This is a genomic window from Pseudomarimonas arenosa (genome assembly GCF_014841215.1).
Lineage (GTDB): Bacteria > Pseudomonadota > Gammaproteobacteria > Xanthomonadales > Xanthomonadaceae > Pseudomarimonas > Pseudomarimonas arenosa.
On sequence record NZ_JACYTR010000020.1, the window covers coordinates 55,811 to 76,375 of the forward strand.

Consider the following 20,565-nt stretch of genomic DNA (forward strand, 5'->3'; position numbering starts at 1 on the left):
GGCCTTCTGCTTTGTGCAACGGCGAATGCCTCAGCGCTGCAACCTTGCCAAGCGTTCGTGCAAGCGCTCCAACGCAGGCTGACCGGCTGCTCCCAACGATTGTCGAATACCCAGGCTCTGTTCCGGGCTGGGCAGCACGGCCGTGGCATCGATCTTCGCGGCTCGCTTGTAGGCTTCCCGAAACGGCACTCCGGCCTGGGCCAGGTCCATCGCCCGATCGGTGGCATACATGCCGGCATCGATCGCTGCGCGCATCCTGGCCTCGTCCCAGACCAAGTCACGCACCGGTCCGGCCAGCAATGCCAGCGCGTCCAGGCCGTGGGAAAAGGCGCGCAGCAGCGGGCCCTTACTGAACTGCAAGTCGCGGTGATAGCCGGAAGGCAGACTCAATAGGCTTTCGATCTCATTGCGCGCCCCGACCACCACCGCATAGCTGGCACGCAGCAGTTCAATCAGATCGGGATTGCGTTTGTTTGGCATCAGCGAACTGCCGGTGGTGTACTGCGCAGGCAGAGAGCAGAAGCCAAACTCGGCGCTAAGGAAGAGGCTGAGATCCCAGGCAATACGACGCACATCGAGCAGGCTCTGCGCCAGGGCGGACAACGCTTGCAACTCGAACTTGCCGCGCGAGATCTGCGCATAGGTGGCACTGATCTGCAGGCGCTGGAAGCCGAGCCGCTCGGTGGTGAAGTCACGATCCAGCGGCAGATTGACCCCGAAGCCAGATGCCGAACCCAGCGGATTGGCGTCCAGCCAAACGCCGGTCGATTGAGCCAGGCCGGCATTGTCGATCAACGACTCCGCCCAGCCCGCCCACCACATGCCGGCCGAGGAGACCATGGCCCGCTGCAAATGGGTGTAGCCCGGCAATGGCAGCATCATCTCGGCCTCGGCGCGCTGCAGGGCAATCGACGCCAGTTCGACATTCAGTCCAAACAAGCTGTTCATCTGCTCGCGTAGCCACAGCCGAGTGGCGACCAGTACCTGATCATTCCGGCTGCGCCCGGTATGGATCTTGCGGCCGGTATCGCCAAGCTTGTCGATCAGCACCGCCTCAATCGCGCTGTGACCATCTTCGAAACGTTCATCAAGCACGAATTCGCCGCCCTTCACCGCTGCCGCCAGCTGATCGAGCTCTCGACACAGGTCGGCGCATTCGTCGGCGCTGAGTATGCCTACCCGCTCCAGACCTTCGGCATGGGCACGACTGGCGCGAATGTCATATGGCAGCAACTGACGGTCGAGCAGCACGTCTTCGCCGGCCAGAAAGCGCTGGATGCGCGCATCGACCGCCACGCCGCTCTTGCCCCACAACAGATCCTTGGGCGCGTCGCTCATGCGGCAGTCTCCTCGTGCAAAGCGCAAAACTCGTCGAGCCCCAGCGCCAGATTGATGTTTTGCAGGGCCTGTGAAGCCGCGCCCTTGAGCAGATTATCGAGACAGCACACCACGATGCCACGCCGGCCATCGGCCGACAGCGTGAGCCCGCCTATCGATGCGCCCGGGCGACCGGCGATCCGGCTGACCCAGGGTGCTTCAGCCTGTAGTTCCACCATCGGCTCATCCGCATAGGCTTCGACATAGCGCTGCCAAAGTGCATCCCGGCTGGCGGCGTCCTTCAGATGGAAATTCACCGTCATGCTGATGCCGCGGAAGTGCGCCGCCACGTGCGGCATGAACTCCACCGGGTGATCGAGATGCCGGCTGACTTCGGCTTCGTGAATATGCCCCGCCAGACTGTAGGGCATCAGATTATCGTGCAATTTGGCCGGGTTGTTCTTGTCTGATGGCGTGGTGCCAGCACCCGAATAGCCGCTGACGCCAAAACACTGCGCTGGGCCGTTCAGCAGGCCGCGCAGTGGCGCCAGGGCCAGTTGCATGGCGGTGGCGTAGCAACCTGGATTGCTGATCCGACGCTGACCACGGCAGGCGAGCCGGGTCAGCTCCGGCAGGCCGTAGTACCAACTGCCGTCGAAACGGTAGTCGGCCGACAGATCGAGCACCAAGGTGTCCGGCGCCAAGGCGTCGATCGCCTCCACATAGGGTTTCGCTGCCTTGTTTGGCATCGCCAACACCAGCACATCGACGCCGGCCTTGGCTGCCTGCTCGGGCGAATGCGCAACGCATAGGTGCTTGCGCGCATATCCAGGCAGAAAGGCCGACAGCGCGCGCCCCGCCCACTCGCGCGAGGACACAAAGCCAAGTTGCAGGTGCGGGTGACGTTCAATCAGGCCAATCAGTTCGATGCCAACATAACCACGAGCTCCGACAAGACCGACGCTGTACTGCTTCATCGGGTTCATCCTTTCAGGCTCGGCGGACGCACGCGACAGTGCTCGATCGAAAACTTGACGTCGTTGAACGATTCCAGGCCATACCAGAACACGTGCCAGCGGGCGTCCTTGATGCAGCCCTCGGCCTCACTGTAATAGAAATCATTGATCGCATTGCCGTTGCGCGAGCGCCAGAACAATTTCGGATTTTCCGCGCGCATCACCGACCAGGCGGCGCGGCCCAGACCTTCGCCCTGCGCATCGTCGCTCACCGCAAACTTGTCCAGATAGGCGATGCCCTTTTCCTTGGTCAGGATCAGCGCGGCACGGTAGTGTTCCGACACGTAGACCTTGTAGGGCTTGGTGGTTTCGAAATAATCCGGCGCCAGCTTGCGACCGAAACCTGACTCGATCAGCGTGGTGAGCTTCGTGAGGTCGAGCTTGTCCCAGCGAGTGACACGCCGAATCCGTTCACCGCGGCGCACCAAGGTGCCCGAGCCGCGATGGGTGAACAGCTCCTTGGCCAACTCGTCCGGGCGGGTGATCGATACCGAGGATGACGGCGGCAGTTGCATCAGCAGGTCATGAATCTGCTCGATCTTCACCTTCATGCCCGAATGCAGCCAGGGCTGCTTGGTGAGCTCGTCGTATTCGGTGCTGAGGTTGATCGAGTCGATCACCCTGCCCTCACCATTCAGCAAGCCGCCGGTGCCAGTCAGGAAGATGATCTTGTAAGGTTGCAGGCGCTTAACCAGCTCATTGGCTGCCCAGTCGGCATTGATATTGAGGATCTGGCCATCACGGGTTTCGCCCAGCGAGCCGATCACCGGGATCGACTGTGCGTGCATGGCGGCCTCGATACCGCTCAAGTGCACCTCGACCACCTTGCCGACCAGGCCATACTTGCGCCGGCTCAGCAGCTCGGACTCGAATACGCCAGAGGTAATCGAGGTGGCTCGGACGCCGGCCGCCTGCAGCGCCTCGACCAGGTTCAGGTTTTCCTGCTGGCACACTCGACGCACTACCCGCAGCACGTCGGGCGTGGTGACGCGCAGCCCGTCGCGGGTTTCCTTTTCGATGCCGGCCTTGTGCATCTCCTCATCGAGCTGCGGGCCAGCGCCGTGCACCACAATCGGCGTCAAGCCGACCTGCTGCAGGAAGGCCAGCGAGCTGACCAGGGCGTCGAGATCGTCGCGCAAGATGGCGCCACCGACCTTGACTACGGCAAAGCGCGCGGCATCGACCTGCGAAAAGCGCTTCAGGTACTGCTGGATTTCCTTGGCGCTCGCCATGTTGGAGAGCAGCCGGACGATGGTGGAACGAAGCTCCTGGGACATTGCTTAACTCAGAATTCGAAGATAGTGATGGGCGACGGTATTCAGCTGCTCCAGCGCGACCCACTCATCCGCGGTATGCGCCTGGGCGATGTCACCCGGCCCGAACACCAGGGCAGTCATGCCGGCAGCCGAGAACAGCGAGGCCTCGGTCCAGAAATCCACCGCATGACCGATCGGCAAACCGCAGTCATCGGCCAGATCGCGCGCCTTCAGGCGCCGCGCCTCGGCATCGGCCACCTCACCGGCCGGCAAGCTCGGCCCCATGAAGGTCTGCTCATAGGAGGCCAGATGTGCTTCGCTGACAAATGAGCGAAACTGCTGGTGTAAGTGATCCAGACTCATCGACGGCAGCGGCCGGAAGCCAAAGCGCAGCTCGGCCGCCGGCGCAATCACATTGGCCTTGATGCCCCCCTCGATGCGACCGATATTGAAGCGCAGGCCGGTCAATCCGCCAAAGCGCTGATGCTCCTGCGCACGGACGAAGTCCAGTGCCTGCTGGCCCCAGCCCACCGCCGCATGCAGGGCGCTGGAGCTCAGCGCGTCGAGGCTGGAGGCATGCCCTGCCCGACCCTGGAACTTCATCAGCACCGAACAGATACCGCGATGCGCCAGCACTGCTTCAGCCTTGGTCGGCTCGGCGACCAGGACCTCCTTGAACGCATGCCCTTGGGCCAAGAAGCCGGCGATGCAGCGAGCATCATTGGCTTCTTCATCGCTGCTGAACAGGAAGGCCGCATCGCCTTCGCTGCGTGCGGCGACAGCCAGCAAGCACGCTGCCGCGCCCTTGATATCGCAGGCACCAAGACCAATAGCCCGATCGTTCTGAACACGCAGCTTGAACGGGCTGGCAGTCCAGTGCGGCGAGTCTGGCACGGTGTCCATGTGTACATTGATCAACCGCGTCGGATTGCCGCGCGTGGCCAGTAGGGCTATCGCACCGGCGCCGAAGTCGGTCAGCTGGAACTGAAAGCCCGGCAGTTGCTGCTGCAAATAAGCAAACATGCCGTCGGTGCCTATGTTGCGCGGCGGATTGCGGCTGTCGAAACCGACAAGGGCGTCGAGATGCCGGAGGATGTCATCCAGCATCAGCGATTCACCTCGGCCCACAGGGTCGAACTCATGCCGTACAGGCGGATAAATCCTTCGGCCTCGGCCACGCCCCAGTCGGCCGATTGGGCATAGGTCGCACCCTTGGCCTGCAGCAGATGCTTGGAACGCACGGCCACCGCATCGAGCTGGGCTCCGGCGGTGAACAGATCGACCTCTCCGGTCACGCAGCGCTGCGAGCTGGCCAGGAAGGCTTCCAGATCCGTCTTCAGCGGATCGTTAAAGAAGCCCTCGTAGACCAGCTCCACCCACTTGCGCGCCATCAGCGGCTTGAAGCGGTTCTGCTGCTTGCTCAATACCGCCTCTTCCAGCGCCCGATGCGCGGTCAGCAGAGCGAACAGGCCCGGAGCCTCATACACGATACGGCCCTTCAGGCCGATTGTGGTGTCGCCGGTGTACATGCCACGGCCTACGCCATAGCGCGCCAACTCCTTGTTCAGCCGGGCCAGCAGGGCTGCACCCGGCAGGCGCTCACCGTTGAGACTGACCGCCTCGCCTTGCTCGATGCCCAACGTCAGCTTCAATGGCTCAGCCGGCCAGTCTTTGCGCGGCGCGCACCAGCCACGCGCTTCGTCGCCGGGCTGTTCCCAACGATCGATTTCGCCGCCCGAAAGAGTCACGCCAAGCAGGTTCTCGTTGATGGTGTACTGCTTTTGCTTGGCGCGCACGCCAAAGCCTCGCTGCTCGAGATAGGCCTGCTCGTATGCACGCACTTCCTTGTGCTCTTTCTGGATCTCACGGATCGGCGCCAGAATGGCGTAGTCGCCCTTGGCCTTCACCGCGAGATCAAAACGCACCTGATCATTGCCCATGCCTGTGCAGCCATGGGCGACGATCTTGGTTCCGAGCTCCGCACAACGTTGCAGGGCCGCATCGACAATCAGATAGCGGTCCGACACCAGCAGCGGATACTGCCCCTGATAGCCCTCACCGGCCCAGACAAAGGGTTTGACAAAGCCCTCCCAGATCGCCGGCCCACCATCTACCGTCACATGCGAGGCCACACCCAGCTCTTTGGCCCGCTGTTCAATATACGCACGCTCCTCGGCATCGACACCCCCGGTATCAGCGAACACCGTGTGCACTTCATAACCCTGCTCCTGCAAATACGGTACGCAGAAGCTGGTGTCGAGACCGCCGGAAAAGGCGAGGACGGCTTTGTTGGAGCCGTGATCGGTGATTGGTGATTGGTGATTGGTTTGTTGCGCGTTGTCTGACATATTGAGGCTCATAGCTTTAGGTAGAAAGGTTCGGCGTGTCGGCAACCCGCTTTGGCGAATCACCAATCACCAATCACGAATCACAGGCCGTGCTGCGCGCGCATCAGCGCGCTCATCACGGCCTTCTGCACATGCAACCGGTTCTCGGCTTCGTCGATGGCGATGCAGGCCGGTGAGTCCATGACCTCGTCGGTGGCCTTGATATTGCGACGCAGTGGCAGGCAGTGACTGAACACACCGTTGCGTGTCAGGGCCATCTTGGTGCTGTCGACGATGAAGTGCTTGTACTGATCGCGGATCGGCTTTTCGTCCGCCCAGTTGCCGAAGTACGGCAGTGCGCCCCAGCTCTTGGCATAGACCACATCGGCGTCTTTGTAAGCTGACTCAATGTCATGGCTGACGGTGAGTGCGCCGCCGGACTCGGCCACGTTCTGCTCAGCCCAGTCCATATAGCGCTCATCCAGCACGTAGTCGGGCGTTGGGCACAACAAAGTGACGTCCATGCCGAGCCGGGTGGCGATGGTCAGAGCTGAGTTGGCGACCGCGGTGTTCAGCGCCTTGGGATGGTAGGTCCAGGTCAGCACGTATTTCCTGCCGCGCAGATCCTTGCCGAAGCGCTCGCGCAGGGCCATGGCGTGGGCCAGTTCCTGACAGGGATGAGTGATCGTTTCCATGTTGATCACCGGCACGGTGGCGTACTTGGCAAAGCCGTTCAACACCTTGTCCTGGCGATCGACCGACCAATCGACGAATTTGGGGAAGGCGCGTACGCCGATCATGTCGACATAGCGACTCAGTACTCGGGCCACTTCGGCGATGTGTTCTTCGGCTTCGCCGTCCATCACCGTGCCGAAATCGAACTCGACCGGCCAGGCATCCTTGCCCGGCTGCAGCACGATCGCCTTGCCGCCCAGCTGCCAGGCGCCTAGTTCGAAGCTGGTGCGGGTGCGCATCGATGGGTTGAAGAACAACAGGGCGATTGAGCGGCCCTCCAGCTGCTTGCCCAGCTTGGAGCGCTTGAACGCCTCTGCCTCATCCAGCGTGGCGTTGAGCTCGGCAACGCTCCAGTCCTGTGTGTTGAGAAAGTGTTTGATCGGAGATGACATTGAGGGACTCCAGCCAGCGTTTTAGTTGAATTCGAGGGCCCAGAAACGCAAAAACCCAGCACAAGGCTGGGTTTCGTCAAGACACGAACCGGCGTCGCGTCTACCCAGCGAGATCGGGCAGTGAGCGTCGGCGCGCGCGCGAAGTCATGCCGGCCGCGAGGCGGGCCGAGCTGACGACAGCGGGAGCGGAGTACAGGTTCATGGCCGCCGAGTGTGCATCGGAACGTGTTGCGATGCAACAGGCGCGGCCTGACCGTTCAGCCGCGTGATGGATGCTTTGACGCGAATGTGCAAAATGGGCTTCCCCTGCTCGCCTGAGGAAACACCATGAAGTGGCAACGCGCACGGCAAAGTCAGAACGTGGAAGACCGTCGTGGGCAGCGGGCTCCGGCAATGCGTGGCCTGCCCAAGATGGGGCTGGGCGGCATCGCCCTGGTGCTTATCGTAGGCTGGTTCATGGGCGTATCGCCGGTGGAGATGTTGAGCCTGCTTACGCAACAGGGCGGCACATCAGCAGGCTCGTCGTCGTCCTCGGCACCGCCCACCTCGCCGCAGGCGCAACAGGAAGCCAGGTTCATTGCGGCCATCCTCGGTGAAACTGAGGATGTCTGGGGGCGCATCTTCCAGCAAAGCGGCCAGACCTACCCCGCCCCAACCCTGGTGCTGTTTTCAGGCCAGGTGCGTTCGGCCTGCGGCGCCGCCAGCTCCGCCGTCGGTCCGTTCTATTGCCCGGGCGACAAACAGGTCTATCTGGATACCGAATTCTTCGACCAGATGGACAAGCGGCTCGGCGGTGGCGGTGACTTTGCCGAAGCCTACGTCATCGCCCACGAAGTAGGCCACCACGTGCAAACGGTGACCGGTACCAGTCGGCCGGTGGTCGAGGCACGTCGCAGCGGCCAGAACGTTGAAGGCGCCGACGGACTGCTGGTGCGACAGGAACTGCAGGCCGACTGCTTCGCTGGTCTGTGGGCGCACCACGCGCAAGCGCGCCACGACTGGTTGGAGGCCGGCGATATCGAGGAAGCGCTGAGCACCGCAACCGCGATTGGTGATGACCAACTGCAAAAGCAGGCGCGCGGCACCGTAGTACCCGACTCCTTCACCCATGGTTCCGCCGAGCAACGGGTGCGCTGGTTCAAGATCGGATTCGAAACTGGCGACTTTGCCCGCTGCGATACCTTCGGCACCCGTCGTCTATGAGCACGCAACGATGAGTGATGCGCGTTGTCACCAGGCCATCAGCTGCGACAACAGCCCGCACTATCGCTGGGGTGAGGCCTGCGATGGCTGGCGTCTGCTCAATCGACCGGATATCTCGATCATCGAAGAGCGCGTACCGCCCGGCCTAGGCGAACAGCGCCATCGACACGCCGCAGCAAGACAGTTCTTCTATCTGCTGGAAGGTGAGGCCAGCATCGCTTTTGACAACCACACGGTGAAGCTGCTGGCGGGACAGGCGCTGGAAGTACCGCCCGGCCAGTGGCATCGGTTCCACAACCACAGCGAGACCCAGGACGTTCGTTTCTTGGTGATTTCGGCGCCCTGGACCATGGGGGACCGGGAGAACGAGATTGAATGAACCTGTTGAAGTCTGAAGCGCCGCGCAACTCATGCACCCCGTGCTAGCTGAGCTCGTCGAAGCCATCCCAAGCGGAGCGATGTGTTGTGGCTCCACCCCCCAACATCCCGCAAGCACGCGTTCAATGCTCCGAACAGGCACCCTTCGACGAGCTCAGGGTGCGCACCAGCACGCTGGCTGAGCTCGTCGAAGCCAACCCAAGCGGAGCGATGTGTTGCGCCCCCCCAACATCCCGCAAGCACGCGTTCAGTGCTCCGAACAGGCACCCGTCGACGAGCTCAGGGTGCGCACCAGCACGCTGACTGAGCTCGTCGAAGCCAGCCCAAGCGGAGCGATGTGTTGTGGCTCCCCCCAACAGCCCGCAAGCACGCATTCAATGCTCCGAACAGACACCCGTCGACGAGCTCAGGGTGCGCACCGGCACGCTAGCTGAGCTCGTCGAAGCCAGCCCAATCGGAGCGATGTGTTGTGGCTCCACCCAACAGCCAGCAAGCACGCATTCAATGCTCCGAACAGGCACCCGTCGACGAACTCAGGGTGCGCAGCGGCACGCTGGCTGAGCTCGTCGAAGCCAGCCCAAGCGGAGCGATGTGTTGCGTCGCCGCCACCCAACAGCCCGCAAGCACGCATTCAATGCTCCGAGCAGGCACCCTTCGACGAGCTCAGGGTACGCAGCGGCACGCTGGCTGAGCTCGTCGAAGCCAGCCCAAGCGGAGCGATGTGTTGTGGCTCCACCCCCCAACAGCCCGCAAGCACGCATTCAATGCTCCGAACAGACACCCGTCGACGAGCTCAGGGTGCGCACCGGCACGCTAGCCGAGCTCGTCGAAGCCAGCCCAATCGGAGCGATGTGTTGTGGCTCCACCCCCAACAGCCCGCAAGCACGCATTCAATGCTCCGAACAGGCACCCGTCGACGAGCTCAGGGCACGCAGCGGCACGCTGGCTGAGCTCGTCGAAGCCAGCCAAAGCGGAGCGATGTGTTGTGGCTCCACCCAACAGCCCGCAAGCACGCGTTCAATGCTCCGAACAGGCACCCTTCGACGAACTCAGGGTGCGCACCGGCACGCTGGCTGAGCTCGTCGAAGCCATCCCTTCGATCCACACCCGACATCAGCCGAACAACGGCTCCAGGCTCGGATTGCGGTAAAACACCTTGCGCCAGCCAGAAAAGTCGAACGGCTGCCAGCGCTGCGGGTGTTGGGCTAAACGATCTGCTATGGCCCACAGGGCCACCGGGTTCACGCCGAGGCCCAGATGACTGGCGACGATCTCGATGTTTTCACTCAGCGGACCGGCCGGCACCAGACTGGCACGCCAATGCACCACGCCATCGCCGCGACTCAGAATTGAGGTTAACGGCAACTCCGGGTGTCCGCCCAGCATCGATTGCAGCTCCGGGTCATGCGGATGTTTACCATTGGCCCACTGGAACACGCGACCGGCATTGGTGGCGCCGGAATGCCCGGACAGCGGCGAGCCCAGCGTCACCACCGCGCGCACTTCATCGGGGCATTCCCAGGCCAGCACACGCGACATCAGTCCGCCCAGCGACCACCCCACCAGGCTGACCTTGCTGCCGTGCTGATCGGCGAGTTGTGCCACCCGATCACGAAGCCGGTGATGCAGGCCGGCTACTGGGCCGCGATTGGTGCCCTGCTCCCAGGGATAGGCGACGAACCCACGGTCGGAAAGAAACTTGCGTAGTGGCCAGGTGCTGCGATCAGAGGCCAGCAAGCCGGGTAACACCATCACCGGATGACCATCGCCGGCTGGCGCCTTGTCGAACCAGGGCTGGCTCAACAACCAGGCGCCCCACTCGAAGATCGCCCGCCCTTCCAGCGCCAGCAACCACCACGGCGGCGCATTCATCACCAGTGTTTCACGCGCCGATTCGGCTGCTCGTCGACTGCCGGAAGCCTGGGCCGGCGCAGCGTGTGAGCGTCCCCTTTTGGAGCGTCGCTGTTTCGACGGTGGACGCATCACTGCACTCATGTTTCACACTCTTGCATCAAGCGGGCCAGCGCTGCGTGAAGGCCGTCGCAGATCAGTTCCGGCTTCGGCATTGATTCAGGTGCGCTGACGATGCCGAATTCCAGCGAATCCTGATAGCTGAGCAAGGTGATGTTGAGCCCCAGGCCGTGGGTGACAATCGACACCGGGTGAAAATGGCTGATCACGCCGCCAGCGATATACAGTGGCACACGCGGCCCCGGCACGTTCGACACCACCAGATTAGCCAGGGCCGGCAGTCGCTCGGACAGTTTGCCGCGTTTCCACAGCTGGCTCAGACCCGAGACCCAGATCGGCGCCGCCACGCCTGGAAAATCAGTCGGAATCAGGCCGCGGAAAGCATTCACCCGCCCCTTGATCTCGCGCGTCGCCGCCACGATGGCGCGCAGTCGTTCCACCGGACTGTCGAGGTCGGTGGCCAGGGGACACTGCACCATCGACACCTCGTTGCCGCCTTCCTGGCCCTCGCTGCGCAGCGACACCGGCATGGCGGCAATCAAGGCATCGTCGGGCAGTAAACGGCGACGAATCAGGTAACCGCGCAGCGCGTCGGCCACCAGGGCCATCACCACATCGTTCAGGCTGGCTTCGAAATTCTTAGCTACGCGCTTCACCTGAGACAACGACAGCGAAGTGAACGCCCAGCGCCGCTTGTCGCCAATGGTGACATTGAAGGGCGTGCGTGGCGCCAACCAGACGCTGTCGCGCAAGCGCTTCCACACGCTGCCCTCACCCAGCCCACCCTGCAGCTGTCGCCAGCCGTCGGGCACGCCGCGCAGAATGTGGCCGAACTGATCGGCCGCGGCACGCAGCGCCGCCTTGGCCAGATCATTCGGTTTGCTCGGCTGCGCCTTGCCGGTCGAGGTCTGCCCGCTGGGTATCTGTGCCGGCTTGGGCTCGATATCGAGAATGGCCTGGGTCAGCTGCATGCCGGCCTGACCATCGACCAGGGCATGGTGAGACTTCATGTACAGCGCCACCGAGCCGTCGGCCAGGCCATCGATGATGATGATTTCCCATAGCGGCCGCTCGCGCGACATCGGCTGCGCATGCAGCCGGCCTATCAAGGAGGCCAGCTGCTTTTCGCTGCCAGCCCGCGGCAGTTTTCGAATGCGGATGTGCTTGCCGAGGTCGACTGCCTCACATTGGCGCCATACCGGATGCCCCAGCGCCATCGGTGGTTCTTCCAGCACCCGTCGTACCACCGGCAGCGGCTCCAGTCTGGCCATCAGATGCTGGCGCAAGACCTCGGCGAACTGGCGTACGCGCTTGGGCGGAATTACCCGAATCACGCTGGCCACGTGCATCGGCGTACCGCCCGATTCGAGGTAGAGGAACAGGGCGTCCAGCCCGCTCAACGGCTTGATTCTCGTGGCCAATCCATCCCACTCCGGCAATCGGTCAGGCTGAGCATAGCCAATGGTTTGATTCGCAACATGTTGCATTGCGTCATTTCGCCAGAATGACGCAGAAAATCCTCTCCGGAAATGCATCCATTGCCACTCAGCTGGCGTATCCTGCCAAGGCACCCAACCACTGTCTGGAGAGACTCGCTATGAGTACTGAGGGAGGCATGAGCGGCATGCTGCGCGACTTGGGCCACATGCTGGGTGGATTGTTTGGCGGTGGTGAAGTCAGCCCCGAGCGCAAGCTGACCCTGGAAGTGCTGTTCGGTCTGCTCGGCTATCTGGCCAAGCTCGACAGCCTGATCACCAGTCACGAGGCCGACTTCATCAATCACAAGATGGATGAGCTCAACCTCAACATGCGCGAACGCGAGCTGGTGTCCGAAGCCCTGCAGCATGGCCGCAATCGCGAGATCGACCTGAGCACCGAGTTCAAGCGCTTCCGCGAAGTGCACAAGCCCGGCTCGGAAGAATGCGAACGACTGTACGATGCCCTGCTGCATCTGGCCGCCGCCGACGAGCGCCTGCGCCCGAAAGAACGTCAGTTCCTGGAAACCGCCACCGTCGAGCTTGGCTTCGACCCCAGCGAGCTGGACAAGCGGCTGGCTAAGTTGCATACCAAGTAGAACGTATAGACCCTATGAGTCGGGCAAAGGGTCGCCGACACTGGAATCTCTTCCCATCACAGAGGAGATACCGAGATGTCGACGACCCAGACAACAGTGTGCCTGATGGCGGATATGAAGGTGGTGAGGCGTGATTCACGCCCACGAGCAAAGCACCGAGACGCCACGAGAGAACGGTTAACAAAACAACTTGAGATTCCAATGACGGCTTGACAACCGAATACTCATAGAAGGGTGCGCCTTGGCGCACCGCGTTCGCCAAGTTCTGCCGCGGCGAGGAATCGAGACGCCCCGTTGGTGCGGTAAACCGCACCTGTACTCCAGGCATCCATCGCGGGGGCGTCTCAGCATTTGAGAGACGCCATAGGTGTAATTTTTTACACCATGAAACCACCCCGCTCCACCGCCCTTACCGAACGCCAGCAGGCCGTCCTCGATTTCCTGCGTGAGCATCAGGTAGCGCACGGCCTGCCGCCGACGCTGAGTGAGCTGGCAACCGCGTTCGAGATCCAGATCAATGCGGCGCGTAAGCATCTGCAGGCCCTGGCCGAGAAGCAGGCGATTGAGCTGCTGCCGGGCAAGGCACGCGGGCTGCGCCTGCTGAGCACCGGTTCGGCGAGGCGACCAGCAAAGGCCAGCGCCGCCAATCCTGAGCCGCTATGGCTACCTCTGGTGGGGCGGGTGGCAGCGGGTGCGCCGATTCTGTCCGAGGGGCATATCGAGGGCCGCTTTGCGCTCGATCCGACGCTGTTCCGACCAAAGCCGGATTTTCTGCTGCGGGTCGAGGGCGACAGCATGATCGAGGCCGGCATCTTCGATGGCGATCTGATCGCCGTGCGCCGCAGTCCCGAGGCGCTGAACGGACAAATCGTGGTCGCCCGGCTGGAAGGCGAAATCACCGTCAAGCGTTTGCACACCCTCCCCGGCCGGCTGCAGTTGCTGCCGGCCAATGCAGCGTATGCGCCGATCGAGGTGCCGCTCGATGCCAACGACTTCGCCATCGAAGGCCTGTACGTGGGCAGCATTCGGCGTGGATGAGCTATGGATAGCGTAACCGTCGACGAACTGCTGCTGCGCGATAACCGCCTGTTCCGCGGCGGGCAGTCGCTGGCCGAACAGCGCGATGCGTTAACCACGGGTTTGACTGAGCTGGACGAGGCGCTGCCCTGGGGCGGCTTTCCCCGCGGCGCCCTGACCGAGATCCTGCACGCCCAGGATGGCATCGGCGAGTTGAGCTGGATGCTACCGGCGCTGCGTGTGGCGATGGCCGAGGAGCCCATTGCCCTGATCAATCCACCCTATCTGCCCTATGCGCCAGCCCTGTATCAGGCCGGGCTGCCGCTATCGCGATTGATCTGGCTCGCGCCGCCCGGCGATCGCGTGCTATGGACGGCCGAACAATGCCTGCGTGCCGGATGCCTGGCCGGCGTGCTGCTCTGGCACGGCGGCGGCGATGAGCGCCCGCTGCGCCGCTTGCAGGTCGCCGCCGAAAGCGGCCGCAGTCTGGCCTGGCTGTTCCGCCCGGCCAAGCATGCCAGCAACCCAAGCCCGGCAGCATTGCGAATCGAAATCGAGCGTGACCGTCTGCAGGTGCTGAAATGTCGCGGCGCAGTGGCACCGGTCAAACCGATTGCACTGCCCGTTTCAGCGGCGATCAAGGCGTTGTCGATGCCCGCGCCGCAACGTGATGTATTGCCGACGCTGGAGGAGCAGCCGCGGCCAGGGAGCGTCTCGCTGGTCTCCTGCCACTCCGGTGCGCAGCACAAGGGGAGGAGCGTTGAGCACCCGCACAGCAGCAACATCCTCCCCTTCCCCATTCCCAGCGTGCCGGCGTGAGGCTGACCCATGCTTTGGGCCGCCATCACCTTGCCACAACTGCCTCTGGAGGTTGCCTTCAGCACCCCGCCCGAGTTACCGCGCGCGGTCATCGATGGGCCAAGTCAGCGGCCTGTTGTGCTGCTGCCCTGCCGCAAGGCGCGGAAACTAGGCGTTAGATCGGGCCACACCCTGGCCGAAGCCCGCGCACTGGCGGCGCAGCTCGAAGTTCAGAAGCGACAGATCAAGGCCGAAGTCGATCGGCTTTCCACCTTGGCCGCCTGGGCCTATGGCTTCAGCAGCCAGGTGGTATTGCGCGGGCCGGATGCGTTGCTGCTGGAAGTCGGCGCCAGCCTGAACCTGTTCGGTGGCTGGCCGAGGCTGCGCACCATGCTGGTCGAAGGTCTGCGTGCGCTGGAACATGCGCATTGTCTGGCCGTAGCCCCGACCCCACTGGGCGCCGAGCGCATGGCTCAGGCCGGGCTCGATGTTGCCCTCTCCAGCCCGGAGCAGCTGCGCAATGCACTGACTGATCTACCGATCACCCATACCGGCCTCGACGACAAACTGCAGCACAAGCTGCATAGCGTCGGCTGGCGAAAGCTTGGCGAATTGATGCGTGCGCCACGGCCGGAGCTGGGGCGTCGTTTTGGCCCTGAACTTGGCGTTTGGCTGGATCGCCTGCTCGGCCAACGGCCCGATCCGAAAACCCTGTATCGGCCGCCGGATCGCTTCGACCGGCTGATCGAGTTCGATGGCCAGATCGAAAGCCTGGAGGGCCTTGGCTTTCCCCTACAGCGTCTGTGCCGTGAGCTGGCGGCGTACTTGAATGCCCGCGATGGCGGTGTGCTGGAGTTCATGCTGCTCTGCGGCCACGACGATATGCCGGCCACGCCGATCCAGATTGGCCTCAGGCAGCCACAACGTGACGCCCAGGCTCTGTTCGAAGCGGCACGCGGCAAACTTGAGCGTAGCCCCCTGCCTGGCCCATTGCGCAGCCTCAGCCTGCATGCCGAGCACCTGCCGCCCTTCGTACCTGAGCGGCGCGACCTGTTCGACCCGCTGCCGCGTGGCGAACTCGACTGGAATGCGCTCAGCGAGCGTCTGCAGGCGCGGCTTGGGCAAGAGGCCATTCGCTATCTCAATATCAACCCCGACCACCGCCCCGAGCGCGCCTGGCGGCTTTCAGCGCAAACCGAATGTTATGAGAAAGAACCGACCGCAGATCGCACGACACCGCCGCGACCGCTCTGGCTGCTGTCTCGACCATTGCCCCTGCGGCACTCGATTCTGCGCACCGTCGAGGATGTCGAGCGGATCGAAACCGGTTGGTGGGATGGCGATGACATGCGCCGCGACTATGTGATCGCCGAACTCGATAACGGCCAGCTGGCCTGGCTATACCGCGAGGCCGGCAGCCAAGGCCCGTGGATGTTGCAGGGATGGTTTGGGTAAGCCGCCATGCGCCACCGGTCCGGCCCCACTCAAACACCCCGTTTGGTGCGCCAAAGGCCCACCTTATTCGGGTTTGATGTTTCCGAATTGAGCAACAGTCACTGCAGAGCCCTGCCCAGGAACCTCGCTATGCGAGGCCCCTGGGCAGGCAAAGATCGGCTCCCTAACATTGGGGAGGGAGTTCCGGGGCGCCAGCCGGTACGGCGAAGATCGCCACACATCGGTCTATCCCCTCGCGGGAGAGGGGTTGGGGAGAGGGGGATTTGAACCGGCCGGCGCTTGCTCTCCCCCAGCCCATACCCCGACCACCGTGCTTGCATGCGCGACGGCGTTCGTCGGCTCGCCGCCATACTGCTCGAAAGCTCAACCCACCCCGCAAGGGGGTGAAAGCTGAGCGACGTGTCTCGGGATTCGGAAGTCTCTCAGCACCAGCCCATAGGGTGGGCGTGTCGCCCACCGACGCCAGGGCACGCCAGCGTAGGCTAGCGCTGAGCGCAGCAATGCCCAGCGCACTCTGGCGAGGGCGCAAGAACGCATCAGCGAAGCGAAGCATATGAAGCCGCTTCCCTACTCCGAGCTTCACTGCCTTTCCAACTTCAGCTTCGGACGCGGCGCCTCGAGTGCGGATGAGCTGTTCGCCCGGGCCAAGGCACTCGGCTATCGGCATCTTGCCATCACCGACGAATGCTCACTGGCCGGTATCGTGCGCGCATTGGAAGCCAGCGAAAAGCATGGCGTTCCACTGATCGTTGGCAGCGAACTCAACTTTGACGATGGCCTGAAGCTGGTGCTGCTGTGCGAGAACCAGGCCGGCTATGCGCGGCTGTGCGAGCTGATTACCACGGCGCGACGAGCCGCCGAGAAAGGGGAATACCGACTGTCACGAGACATGTTGAGTCACGTCGGCACACAGGGGCTGTGCTGTTTGTGGTTAGCCCCCGCCCTTAACGACACAACGACCTTGGATCGAAGCCGTTGCAAGCCCCTCTCCCCTCCGCGGGAGAGATCGATGCGCACTGATTTTCGCGCGCCGGCGGGTGCCCCGGAACTCCCTCCCCGATGTTCGGGGAGGGCCGGGGTGGGGTTAGGGAGCCGATCTTTGCCTGCCCAGGGGCCTCGCATAGCGAGGTTCCTGGGTAGGGGTTGGGGAGAGGGGGAGGCCCAACACATCTCCCCCTCTCCCCTGCCAGGGGAGAGGGGAGCAAAGCGCAAGCTCGGTGAACCGAAAGGTTACAAGGCCGATTCATGGATAACGAGCAAGAGCCCCATGCCCCCTCACACTGCCGGCGACGCCTTCTGGCTAAAGCGCCACTTCGCCGATCGCCTGTGGATTGCGGTCGAGCTGCATTGCGACGGTCAGGACAGCACCAAGCTGCAGACCTTACAGACACTGGGCAAGCAATACGACATTCCCCTGGTCGCCAGCGGCGATGTGCACATGCATGTGCGGCGACGGCGGGCGCTGCAGGATGCGCTGACCGCGATTCGCCTTAACTGCCGGGTTGATGCAGTGGGCCTCGCCCTGTTCCCGAACGGTGAGCGTCATCTGCGTGCGATCGATGCCCTGGCCGAGCTGTACTCGCCCGCCCTGCTGGAAGAAACCCAGCGTATCGCCAGCCGCTGCCAGTTCTCGCTGCGCAAGCTGCGCTACGACTATCCGCACGAACTGGTGCCGGAAGGCGAAACCCCAACCTCCTGGCTAAGACAGCTGACTGAACGCGGCGCCCGCTGGCGCTGGCCGCAGGGCGTGCCGGAGGAGTCACGTGCGCTGATCGCGAAGGAGCTCGCCCTGATCGCCGAGCTGCGCTATGAGGCCTTCTTTCTTACCGTGCACGACGTGGTCGACTGGGCGCGACGACAAGGCATTCTGTGCCAGGGCCGCGGTTCGGCGGCCAATTCGGTGGTCTGCTACTGCCTGGGCATCACCTCGGTCGGCCCGGAGCGGATCGGCATGCTGTTCGAGCGTTTCGTCTCGAAAGAGCGTGATGAGCCACCGGATATCGATGTCGACTTCGAACACCAGCGGCGCGAAGAAGTCATCCAGTACATCTATCGCAAGTATGGCCGCGAGCGCGCCGCCCTCGCGGCCACCGTGATCTGCTATCGCAGCAAATCAGCCGCACGCGATCTGGGGCGGGTGCTGGGATTTTCCGAGGATCAACTGGAACAGCTGTCACGTGTATTCGCCCGCGGCAACTCGCGCGTGGAGCGCAACGACCTGTTGCGTGAATACGGCTTCGACCCCGATTCCCCCGAACTGCGGCGTTTTCTCATCCTGTTCAACGAGCTGCGTGGCTTCCCGCGCCATCTATCACAGCATGTCGGCGGTTTTGTGATCGCCGAGCAGCCGCTGTGGCAGCTGGTGCCGGTGGAAAACGCCGCCATGCCCGATCGCACTATCATCCAGTGGGACAAGGATGACCTCGAGTCACTGGGCCTGCTCAAGGTCGATTGCCTGGCGCTGGGCATGCTGAGTTGCCTGCGTCGCTGTCTTGACCTGCTACGCCAACACCATAACATCGACCTCAATCTGGCCCAGGTGCCAGAAGGCGACGCTGCGACCTACACGATGATCCAGCGTGGCGACACCCTGGGCGTGTTCCAGATCGAATCGCGTGCCCAGATGGCCATGCTGCCACGGCTGCGTCCGGCCAATTTCTACGACCTGGTGATCGAAGTGGCGATCGTGCGACCGGGGCCGATCCAGGGCGACATGGTGCATCCCTACCTGCGTCGGCGCTGTGGCGAGGAACCGGTGCACTACGCCTCGCCGATTCTGGAAACGGTACTGGGTCGTACGCTGGGCGTGCCGATCTTCCAGGAGCAGGTGATGCATCTGGCCATCGTTGCTGCCGGCTTCAGCCCAGGCGAGGCCGATCAACTGCGTCGTTCGATGGCCGCCTGGAAACGTCATGGCGGGCTGGAGCAGTGGTACGAACGGGTGGTCGGCGGCATGTTGGAACGTGGCTATCCTCGCGAATTTGCCGAACGCATCTTCGAGCAGATCAAGGGATTCGGTAGTTATGGTTTCCCCGAATCGCATGCCGCCAGTTTCGCCCTGCTGGCCTATGTCAGCAGCTGGCTGAAGTGTCACCACCCGGCGGCTTATGCCTGCGCCCTGCTCAACTCGCAACCGATGGGCTTCTATTCCCCCGCACAGATCGTCCAGGACGCACGCCGCCATGGCGTCGAGGTGCGCCCAGTGGATGTGCTGGTTAGCGGATGGGATTCAACGCTGGAGAAGGATTCGCGTAGGGCGGGCCCTGGCCCGCCGTTGCTGCATTCGGAGCTTGCCGCCGTCTCCTCCCCCTACCCAGGAACCTCGCTATGCGAGGCCCCTGGGCAGGCAAAGATCGGCTCCCTAACCCCACCCCGGCCCTCCCCGAACATCGGGGAGGGAGTTCCGGGGCACCAGCCGGCGCGCGAAAATCAGTGCGCATCGATCTCTCCCCACCCCCTCCCCCACCAGGGGGGAGGGGCTATAAAGCCGGTGTCCGCGAAAGCGCCGGCTTCACCTGCTCCTCCCCCTGCCGCCCTACGCCTTGGACTTCAGTTGATCCGCGGGCTAAGTCAGGACTGTGCTGAACGCATTGTTGCCGCGCGTTGGTTACGTCCATTTGCCGACGTACAGGATCTGGTCGATAGGGCACAACTCAGTCGCGACGAAAAGGAAAAGCTGGCTGCGGCCGGGGCGTTGAAGCGGCTGGCCGGCCATCGGCATCGGGCGTTCTGGGCGATTGCCGGCAGCGAGCGGCATACAGATCTGCTGGCTGGCACACGGGTCGATGAGACTCAGGTCAGGCTCCCCCTGCCCTCACGCGCGGCGGATACATTCGCTGATTACCGAAGCACCGGACTTACTCTGGCCGATCATCCATTGAAGCTGATTCGCTCTCAGCTACGCACCCGGCGCATGCGGCAGGCGATTGAGCTGCCCGCTATCCGCGATGGTGCCCCAGTACGGGTGGCCGGTCTGGTTACCATGCGACAGCGGCCAGCCACGGCCACAGGCGTCACCTTCGTCACCCTGGAAGACGAAACCGGCCTGGTGAACCTGGTGGTGTGGCGCACGGTGGCCGATCGCCAGCGCCGACCGCTGCTGGAGGCCCGCCTACTCGGCGTCGATGGGGTGTTGCAGAAGAAAGACGAGGTGATCCATGTGATTGCCGGACGGCTACATGACCTCAGTGCCATGCTGGACGGCCTGGACACCCGTTCGCGGGATTTCCATTGAATCACGCGGCTCGCTCTTGATCCGGCGACTTGATGCTGGAACATCCGGCGCGACTTCAAACCCGGGTACCGGGGCAATGCGAGAATCAGCTGACTGACACAGGCCTAACCCGGATATTTCATGAGGTCGCGCCGAAAGATCCGGCAATTCCAAGCGGGGCGAGAGTTTCGACCGATGGTGTTGAGATAACAGAGTGTTCGCCATCTTTCGGCGCTGGCACGGCCCTCATTCGGCCGCTGCGCGGCTACGCAGGGCATTCGCCCTGAGGACCTTTGCGCCGATTGCCGCGTTGTTCGGCTGCTACGCAGCAACGGCTACTTCGTAGCCTGCGCCTTCGCTACGCTCGGTCGGCTGCTACGCAGCAACGGCTACTTCGTAGCCTGCGCCTTCGC

General features: G+C 63.0%; 15 protein-coding genes. 7 read left to right on the plus strand and 8 right to left on the minus strand.

Annotated elements, in window-relative coordinates; translation table 11 throughout:
* Window positions 1–30 precede the first annotated feature (30 nt).
* The 6 genes from IFO71_RS11270 to IFO71_RS11295 all read right to left on the minus strand — a co-directional run bounded on the left by IFO71_RS11270 (window position 31) and on the right by IFO71_RS11295 (window position 7,043).
* Complete coding sequence (locus tag IFO71_RS11270; RefSeq protein WP_192029736.1) at window positions 31–1,338, minus strand: argininosuccinate lyase; 1,308 nt, start codon at window positions 1,336–1,338, stop codon at window positions 31–33.
* Window positions 1,335–2,294, minus strand: a complete 960-nt coding sequence (gene argC / locus IFO71_RS11275) for an N-acetyl-gamma-glutamyl-phosphate reductase (protein WP_425502889.1) — start codon at window positions 2,292–2,294, stop codon at window positions 1,335–1,337. Before argC ends, IFO71_RS11270 begins: the two co-directional genes overlap by 4 nt.
* A gap of 5 nt (window positions 2,295–2,299) precedes the next feature.
* Entirely contained in the window at window positions 2,300–3,610 is a 1,311-nt protein-coding gene (locus tag IFO71_RS11280) for an acetylglutamate kinase (protein WP_192029738.1), read from the minus strand.
* A 3-nt stretch (window positions 3,611–3,613) separates the two neighbouring features.
* A complete protein-coding gene (locus IFO71_RS11285) occupies window positions 3,614–4,696 on the minus strand; it encodes an acetylornithine deacetylase (RefSeq protein ID WP_192029739.1) in 1,083 nt (360 codons plus the stop codon).
* Window positions 4,696–5,937 carry an argininosuccinate synthase gene (locus tag IFO71_RS11290; protein WP_192029740.1) on the minus strand — a complete coding sequence of 414 codons (1,242 nt, stop codon included), beginning with the start codon at window positions 5,935–5,937 and terminating at the stop codon, window positions 4,696–4,698. Before IFO71_RS11290 ends, IFO71_RS11285 begins: the two co-directional genes overlap by 1 nt.
* A gap of 80 nt (window positions 5,938–6,017) precedes the next feature.
* Window positions 6,018–7,043, minus strand: a complete 1,026-nt coding sequence (locus IFO71_RS11295) for an N-acetylornithine carbamoyltransferase (RefSeq protein ID WP_192029741.1) — start codon at window positions 7,041–7,043, stop codon at window positions 6,018–6,020.
* A 327-nt stretch (window positions 7,044–7,370) separates the two neighbouring features.
* On the opposite strand from IFO71_RS11295, the gene ypfJ reads away from it, so the two are divergent.
* Together ypfJ and IFO71_RS11305 are read left to right on the plus strand one after the other, a co-directional pair.
* Window positions 7,371–8,246 carry a KPN_02809 family neutral zinc metallopeptidase gene (gene ypfJ, locus IFO71_RS11300; RefSeq protein WP_192029742.1) on the plus strand — a complete coding sequence of 292 codons (876 nt, stop codon included), beginning with the start codon at window positions 7,371–7,373 and terminating at the stop codon, window positions 8,244–8,246.
* Window positions 8,247–8,256: 10 nt separating this feature from the next.
* Window positions 8,257–8,625, plus strand: coding sequence for a cupin domain-containing protein (locus IFO71_RS11305; protein WP_192029743.1), 369 nt, complete (start codon window positions 8,257–8,259; stop codon window positions 8,623–8,625).
* Window positions 8,626–9,737: 1,112 nt separating this feature from the next.
* Here the strand turns inward: IFO71_RS11305 and IFO71_RS11310 are convergent.
* Window positions 9,738–10,619, minus strand: coding sequence for an esterase/lipase family protein (locus IFO71_RS11310; RefSeq protein WP_225444565.1), 882 nt, complete (start codon window positions 10,617–10,619; stop codon window positions 9,738–9,740).
* Window positions 10,616–12,082 carry a WS/DGAT/MGAT family O-acyltransferase gene (locus IFO71_RS11315; protein WP_192029744.1) on the minus strand — a complete coding sequence of 489 codons (1,467 nt, stop codon included), beginning with the start codon at window positions 12,080–12,082 and terminating at the stop codon, window positions 10,616–10,618. The genes IFO71_RS11310 and IFO71_RS11315 overlap by 4 nt, the downstream gene beginning before the upstream one ends.
* A gap of 110 nt (window positions 12,083–12,192) precedes the next feature.
* Here IFO71_RS11315 and IFO71_RS11320 point away from each other — a divergent pair, with 110 nt between their 5' ends.
* From IFO71_RS11320 to IFO71_RS11340, 5 genes are all read left to right on the plus strand, one after another.
* Window positions 12,193–12,669 (plus strand): TerB family tellurite resistance protein, encoded by a 477-nt coding sequence (locus tag IFO71_RS11320; protein ID WP_192029745.1) that lies wholly within the window; start codon window positions 12,193–12,195, stop codon window positions 12,667–12,669.
* 384 nt (window positions 12,670–13,053) lie between these two features.
* Entirely contained in the window at window positions 13,054–13,707 is a 654-nt protein-coding gene (gene lexA / locus IFO71_RS11325) for a transcriptional repressor LexA (protein WP_192029746.1), read from the plus strand.
* A 3-nt stretch (window positions 13,708–13,710) separates the two neighbouring features.
* Window positions 13,711–14,505, plus strand: coding sequence for a translesion DNA synthesis-associated protein ImuA (gene imuA / locus IFO71_RS11330; RefSeq protein ID WP_192029747.1), 795 nt, complete (start codon window positions 13,711–13,713; stop codon window positions 14,503–14,505).
* Between the two features lie 9 nt (window positions 14,506–14,514).
* Complete coding sequence (locus IFO71_RS11335; protein WP_192029748.1) at window positions 14,515–15,939, plus strand: Y-family DNA polymerase; 1,425 nt, start codon at window positions 14,515–14,517, stop codon at window positions 15,937–15,939.
* A 553-nt stretch (window positions 15,940–16,492) separates the two neighbouring features.
* The gene (locus IFO71_RS11340; protein WP_192029749.1) at window positions 16,493–20,173 is read left to right on the plus strand and encodes an error-prone DNA polymerase; all 3,681 of its coding nucleotides are present in this window, start codon (window positions 16,493–16,495) and stop codon (window positions 20,171–20,173) included.
* Window positions 20,174–20,565 lie beyond the last annotated feature (392 nt).